This is a genomic window from Gemmatimonas sp. (assembly GCF_044345575.1).
Classification (GTDB): Bacteria; Gemmatimonadota; Gemmatimonadetes; order Gemmatimonadales; family Gemmatimonadaceae; genus Gemmatimonas.
In genome coordinates this window covers 1-4,316 of sequence record NZ_JBIJAW010000278.1, presented here as the reverse complement: position 1 = coordinate 4,316, position 4,316 = coordinate 1, and the positions used below count along the sequence as shown (strand labels likewise).

Genomic DNA, 4,316 nt, shown 5'->3' with positions numbered 1-4,316 from the left:
GTGATGCTGGCGCCGGTGGTGCTGCTCTGCCAACCAGCAGGCGTGACGCACGTGCGAGTGGCGGTGGCTTCCTTGAGAATCTCTTCCAGCTCCTCGACGGACGACGGGCGCGCGACGGACTCGGGGACGAGCTCGAGACCGCTGGCGTCGCGGGCATGCGCGAAGCGGACGTCGTGGTCGAGGGAGAGGTGAGACACTGAGAGTCGAGAATTGAGAGCTGAGTGGGAAACGGCGCTATGGACGAACTGCGCTATGGGTCATGATTACGGCGCAGCCATAACTGCGTGGGACTTGCGCGGGGAACGGCGCTGCGCGCGTTCCCTGCCAACTACGCGGGGCGATCACTGCGCGCCTCGCTCACTCATCCCGGAAGTGGACGACGCTCGCCGTCACTACGTCGGGGAGATCCAACAGCGCCTTGCGTGTTGCTTCGCTGACCTCACCGTCGACGCTTACGGCGGCGAGGGCGTCGCCGCCTTGTGCCAAACGTGCCTGGTGATACTCGGCGATGTTCACGTGGCGCTCGCCGAGCAGGGTGCCGACACGACCGATGACACCGGGGACGTCGTGGTTCGTGAGGATGAGCAGCGTCTGCTTCGGGTTCACGTCGATGTGAAAGCTGCCGATCTGCGTGAGGCGCGGCGTCCCCCCTTCGGGGGCGCTGCCGGTTACGGCCAACTGCTGCATGCCGCCGGCGAGGGCGACCTCGACGGTGCGATTACCGAGTTCGCTGCTTTCGCCGACGCTCAACTCGAGGCCGCGCGCTTCGGCGAGCGAGCGGGCGTTGATGAGGTTGAGGCGATCGGTTTCGATGACGCCTTCGAGCACCCCGGCGGCGGCCGACGCGAGGAGTGCACCGGTGCCATGGGCGATGTCGGGGCTCACGCGCAGCGACACGCGACGTACGGCGCGCATGCCCTGATCGGCAAGGACGGCGCGCGCCACGGCGGCGGCACGACGCGCGACGAGCATGGCGCCGTGCAGTTCGCTCACGGCGCCGCCGGCGACGTTGAGGCTCTTCGACAGATCGTTGCGCAGTAGCGCATCACGCACGGCGACACACACGTCGCGTGAGACGTTGCGCTGCGCTTCCACGGTGTTGGCGCCGAGGTGTGGCGTGAGGAGCAGGTTGGGCACCTTGCGCAGCGGACTGTCGACGGCGAGTGGCTCGGCGTCGAACACGTCGAGCGCGGCGCCACGCAGCTGATCGCTCTCGAGGGCGGCCACGAGCGCCGCTTCGTCGACGATACCGCCGCGCGCCATGTTCACCACCACGCTGCGCGAGGGGAGGCGCGAAAGCTCGCGCTTGCCGATCATCCCCTTCGTTTCGTCGGTGAGCGGTACGTGTACGGTGAGGATGTTCGTTTCGTGCAGCAGCGCATCGAGGCTCGGTGCACGCCGCACGCGCAGCGCCGTGAACCGTTCGTCGGCGATGTACGGATCGTATGCCATCACGGTCATGCCGAACGCGTGCGCGCGCGTGGCGACTTCGCTGCCGATGCGACCGAGTCCCACGATGCCAAGTGTCTTGCCCTTGAGTTCGCGGCCGAGGAAGCTGTTGCGGTCCCAGCGGCCGTTCTCCATCACCTGTTGTGCACGCGGAATCTGGCGCAGCAGGCCGATCGTCGCGCCGAAGAAGAGCTCGGCAACGGCCACGGTGTTGCCGGCGGGCGCATTGATGACGGCGATACCAAGCGAGGTGGCGACATCGACGGCGACGTTGTCGACCCCCACGCCCGCGCGCCCGACGACCTTGAGCTTCGTACCCGCCTTGAGCAGTTCGGCGCTGATGCGTGTCGCGCTGCGACCGACGATGGCGTCGTAGTCGCCGATGCGGGCGAGCAGCTCATCCTTGGGCAGCGTGGGGACTTCGTCCACCTGCAGCATCGGCTCGGAGGCAAGAAGGGCGAGACCCTCCGGATCGACATCGTCGGTGACCAGGACGCGGAACATTGGCATCGAGTGAGAGAGACAGCGAGCAGCGCTGATGGTAAAGCCAAATCGAGACTGCGGTGTTTCGGGAAAACGGGAGTTAGAGGAACGGGAGCTGGAGGAACGGGAGCTGGAGGCACGGGAGCTGGAGGAACGGGAGCTGGAGGCACGGGAGCTGGAGGCACGGGAGCTGGAGGCACGGGATCTTCAACGACGAGAACGGCTCCACGCGAAGTACAAACGGGAACCGCACGTGTGAGTGCAGTTCCCGTGGTTCATATCGCGCTGCATTCGCTCCCGGAGCACCAGCTTCCGTCCAATCCCTGTCCGCCGTTATACCCCCAACTGCCGCCGAATCGTGTCTCGCAGTGCCACGAGCGTGTCGTCCGACGATGCCGGTGAGTCGTCGCGCACGTGGATCTCCACACCGTCGGCGATGCTGATGCGGCGCCAGCTGGCGACGGGGTTGGCGTTCTTCTGCACCGGGTCGACGTGCAGCGAGAGCGCGGGCGCGAGGGACGCGGCGACTCGGCGTTCGAGGGCGTCGCCGGTGGTCTCCTTCATCTCCACCTTGATCGCGTCGAGCGTCTGCCCTTCGCGCTGGCGGATCTTGATGGCGAGCAGTTGCAGCAGATGCCGATAGCCGTACGTGGCTGCCGTGCCGGCGCCCTCCGGGCGATCGAGCAGACCGTTGGCCACGTAGAAGCGGATGGCGCGCGCACTCGGCGTCGCGCGTGCACTCGCGTTCGTGGGCTTCACGCCCGCGCTGTCGACGAGCGCTGCAGCATGAGCGGCGAGGCCGCGCGCATTCCACGGAGCGTGGCGCGCATGAGTGCGAAGGAGAGGGACGGGAGACTCGGCCATGGGAGGGCAAATATACGCTGCTTTTGTTTGGCCGGGGGGAACAGCGCAACGGCACTAGCGGTCGGGCGCACCGGAAGGGCGCTGGCGCGTTCGGCGCGAGCCGGCTGGCGCCTCGACGTGCTTACGCCTCGACGTGCTGGCGCTTCACCGGTGAGCGTTCCGGCTGGCGCTTCCCGCGCTGCGGGACGCTCATGAATGCACGAATCGCGCTAGTCGTTGTCGACTCGCCTGGCCGCCCGTGTGACACTCCCCAGTATCACCCACCACCCACCGGAACGACCAGACGATTGTGTCGACGCGACTGCGCGATTCGTGCCCGCTCTCGAGGAGCGGTTTTTGAGTTGTTCGTGCTGCGGTGCTGATGCGGCCCGCAGCCGCTACTCGGTCCTACTCTTTGATGCTGGTGGCGAACGCGGTGCGCACCCCAACTGTAGACGCGTGATTCGCGATGGTCGCGAGGTCCACGGGCTTTTCGAGGAAGTGCAGCGCGCCCAGCCGGAACGAGGCCTGACGATTGGAGTCGTCGGGATACGCCGTCAGAACGAGCACCATCGCATCGGGGGAGAGCATGCCGGCGAGGGCCATGACCTGCAGCCCACCGTCGCGCTTTCCGCCAAGACGGAGGTCCGTCACGATCAGATCGAACCGCTGCGTGCGCAGCTTATCGAGTGCCTCAGGGAGAAGCTCGGCCGAGGTCACCGTGTTCCCTTCAACTTCGAACAGCTCGACGAGGATGTCGCGAATGCTCTGCTCATCCTCGACGACGAGCACGGATTTCGTAGCCACTTCGGTCTTCATACCCGACCAGAGTGCGAGAAATGGGCCGGGAAGTGGCACGAGACTGCAAATCATTGCATGCCATTTGCTTAGGGTTTGCCTTGGTCACGAAAGTGTTCTTTTGGTAGTGACCGAAAACCGTTCAGTGAGTCATTTGTGTGCGGAAATCGGGCAGGCGATTTTCGGTCGGAGGTGGGGTGGGCGTGCCAGCCCGACTCTCTTGGGAGAACATGGGAAAGGGGGGAACTGAAATTGGGAGAAAAGGGGGCGGGGAGAAAATGAGACACTGTCTCCTTTTCTCTCTTTCTCCTTTTCTCCCATTATCAGTTCCCCCTTTTCTCCCGACGCTCGACCGGGTCCCGCGTCCCTGCGCCTCCTGTTCTCCCCGCCTCCCTATTCCAGCCCGTACCGCTTGAGCTTTTCCAGGAGCGTGGAGCGGGCGATGCCGAGGGTTTTGGCAGCAGCTGACCGATTTCCGTGCACTGCGGCCAGGGCGACGCGGATGGCTTCGCGTTCTGCGTCTTCGAGGGTGCGGGGCTGCGCGGCGTTCCGGCCCGTCGGCGGGGCGGGGATATCGCCGGGGAGCCCCAAGTGCACCACGTCGATGGGGCTGGTCCCGGCGAGGATAGCCGCGCGCCAGAGGGTGTTCTTGAGCTCGCGGATGTTCCCCGGCCAGCGGTAGGCGGTGAGGGCGTCCTGGGCCGAGCGGGTCAGCGAGGCGCCCTTGGGGAGGAAGCTGTGCG

The 4,316-nt window shown here is 65.8% G+C and carries 4 protein-coding genes and 1 pseudogene; all 5 read right to left on the bottom strand.

What is annotated here, in order from left to right:
- Positions 1-197: pseudogene (locus ACIQ6O_RS13510) on the bottom strand (FAD-binding oxidoreductase); the annotation flags it as partial.
- A 160-nt stretch (positions 198-357) separates the two neighbouring features.
- On the bottom strand, positions 358-1,959 hold the full coding sequence (gene serA / locus ACIQ6O_RS13505) for a phosphoglycerate dehydrogenase (protein WP_396208312.1): 1,602 nt from the start codon (positions 1,957-1,959) through the stop codon (positions 358-360).
- Between the two features lie 306 nt (positions 1,960-2,265).
- Complete coding sequence (locus ACIQ6O_RS13500; protein WP_396208311.1) at positions 2,266-2,796, bottom strand: MerR family transcriptional regulator; 531 nt, start codon at positions 2,794-2,796, stop codon at positions 2,266-2,268.
- 387 nt (positions 2,797-3,183) lie between these two features.
- Positions 3,184-3,582: a response regulator gene (locus ACIQ6O_RS13495; protein WP_396208310.1), complete on the bottom strand. Its 399-nt coding sequence runs from the start codon at positions 3,580-3,582 to the stop codon at positions 3,184-3,186.
- Positions 3,583-3,966: 384 nt separating this feature from the next.
- On the bottom strand, positions 3,967-4,316 hold a 350-nt coding region (locus ACIQ6O_RS13490), incomplete at its 5' end, for a helix-turn-helix domain-containing protein (protein ID WP_396208309.1).